Genomic DNA, 2,241 nt, shown 5'->3' on the forward strand with positions numbered 1-2,241 from the left:
TCTGCCCTCTGCCTTCTGCCTTCTGCCCTCTGCTATTTATCCGTGCTAATCCGTGTTAATCAGTGGCTGAATAGTTACATTTTCGGATTTTTTTTCAAAAGAGCCGAATTTTCTATTGACACAAGGATAAAATTTGTGGTAACATATCCTCACAATGGGCACAAATGGATATAATATCCAAAACACTCAAAAAAGCAATTTCCTATCAGTTAAAATTAAAAATTTGGATGATATTGTGTTTGATATTTTGGGTCTCACTCAGGCAGAGCGGGATGAGGTGTATTGGGCAGTCTGCGAACTGGCCAAAAATAGACTGGAAAAGGCAAGGAATGTGTGAGGGATGATAATTGCATATTCTGTAGCCGTTCAGATAGTAATTCACCGCAGAGACGCAAGAATTTCCAGAGAAGACATGGAAATACATAGGACCTGCTTGCCGAATGTTCAGCAGGCAAGCCAGATTTGTTAATCAATTTGTAATCGTTCAGGTAACAGGAATAATATTGAATATCGAATGTAGAATACTGAATGTAGAATGATGAAGTTTCTGGATTTTTCTGTTTGGCCGTTTTTATACTTTGAACATTCTACATTCGATATTCTACATTCTACATTCAATATTTTGTAAGTGTTCCGAAATCTCAATCAATATTAGTAACTCAAGACCTGAACGGTTACATCAATTTTAATGTTGTTGTACTCAAGAGCTTGCACTGATGAAAATCAGAGATGGAATTGTTGCGTATCGTAAATAGATTTTCCCCTCTTGAGAGGGGTTAGGGGTGTGTTTTTCTCTGCGTCTCTGTGTCTGTGCGGTGAACAGTTACATTTCTCATTTTACACGATTATCTTAGGTAAATATCATGTTTTTAGTTCTACTTTGCAGTTTGGTTTATGGAGAAACTACATTAATGAATGAGTTAGAAAAGAATCTCAGAATCCATGTAGAAAAGCTTGCTTTAGATATTGGTGAACGCAATTTTGCTAAATATGAGGAATTAGAAAAAGCAGCTGATTACATTATGAGTGAGTTTAGCAGATATGGCTATACTTTTAAACTCCAGCAGTATCAAATTGAAGGAAGAATTTATAAAAATATTATTGTTAGTTTAAAAGGGACTAAAGAGCCTGACAAGATTATAATTATTGGTGCACATTATGATTCTGTATTGGGCACTCCTGGTGCTGATGACAATGCATCGGCAGTAGCAGGATTATTAGAATTAGCTCGGCTTGTGAGTCTTAAAGAGAAACCTGCTAAAACAATCAAATTTATTGCCTTTACGAATGAGGAACCACCATTTTTTCAAACAGGACAGATGGGTAGTATGATATATGCAAAAGAGGCTTATAGATATAAAGAGAAGATTGAGGCGATGATATGTTTAGAGATGATTGGTTATTTTAGGCAAGAAAAGAATTCACAAACCTATCCTTTCCCACTTAATTTCTTTTATCCTGATACTGGAAATTTTATCGCAGTGGTAGGCAATAGAGCCTCTAAGAAATTAGTAAATAAGGTAACTTCTGCTTTTAAGAAGCATTCTAACTTCCCAATAGAATCAATAGCTGCCTTTTCAATTGTTCCAGGGATTGATTTTTCCGACCATGCATCATTCTGGGAATATGGATACGAGGCAGTAATGATTACCGATACTGCATTTTATCGCAATCCTCATTACCATAGCCCGACAGATTTACCTCATACACTGCATTATCAGGATTTAGCAGAAGTTGTTAAAGGACTTTATTATGTAATTTTAGAGCTTACGGGAAAGTAATTGTAGTAGTAATTTACTACAGGATAAAGCAGATTGTTCTCTATCTTCTGTCCAATGAGATGATAATATTTTAATATTTTTTTCTTGTTGTCAACCACTTTTATAAACTTTTTTACTTGTATTACAGAAGAGCGTTGCGTAGGACATAAAGTTATATCTATGGTCTCTGGCATTGTGTTACCTCATTTCTTGCCATCTTTTTGTATTTCTTGACATTTTGGAGTCCCAAAAGACAACCCAGAGGGTCATTAACCAAATGTTAAACAATAGGATACCGGTGCGAAATATTCCACAAGGAGTTTAATGCAAATATCAAAATGTCCAAATCAAAAGGACAAAGCAAAATGCAAAAATACTTGTAAGGCAATAAAAAAAATCAAATATTAAAAATCAAAAATAAGAATAAAAGAATTCCTTAATTTTGATATTTGCTCTTTGATTTTTGATATGATATTTGATA

Annotated in this window: 3 protein-coding genes; 2 read left to right on the forward strand and 1 reads right to left on the reverse strand. The window is 34.5% G+C overall.

Annotated elements, in window-relative coordinates; all coding sequences use genetic code 11:
• The first annotated feature begins 340 nt into the window (after positions 1 to 340).
• Both AB1422_18950 and AB1422_18955 read left to right on the forward strand, forming a co-directional pair.
• Positions 341 to 469: a hypothetical protein gene (locus AB1422_18950; GenBank protein ID MEW6621380.1), complete on the forward strand. Its 129-nt coding sequence runs from the start codon at positions 341 to 343 to the stop codon at positions 467 to 469.
• Between the two features lie 442 nt (positions 470 to 911).
• Positions 912 to 1,781, forward strand: coding sequence for a M28 family peptidase (locus tag AB1422_18955; GenBank protein ID MEW6621381.1), 870 nt, complete (start codon positions 912 to 914; stop codon positions 1,779 to 1,781).
• Here AB1422_18955 and AB1422_18960 read toward each other — a convergent pair.
• A complete protein-coding gene (locus AB1422_18960) occupies positions 1,751 to 1,954 on the reverse strand; it encodes a hypothetical protein (GenBank protein ID MEW6621382.1) in 204 nt (67 codons plus the stop codon). The genes AB1422_18955 and AB1422_18960 overlap by 31 nt on opposite strands.
• Positions 1,955 to 2,241: the final 287 nt, after the last annotated feature.

This window comes from bacterium (assembly GCA_040757115.1).
In the GTDB taxonomy this organism is placed as follows: domain Bacteria; phylum UBA9089; class CG2-30-40-21; order CG2-30-40-21; family SBAY01; genus JBFLXS01.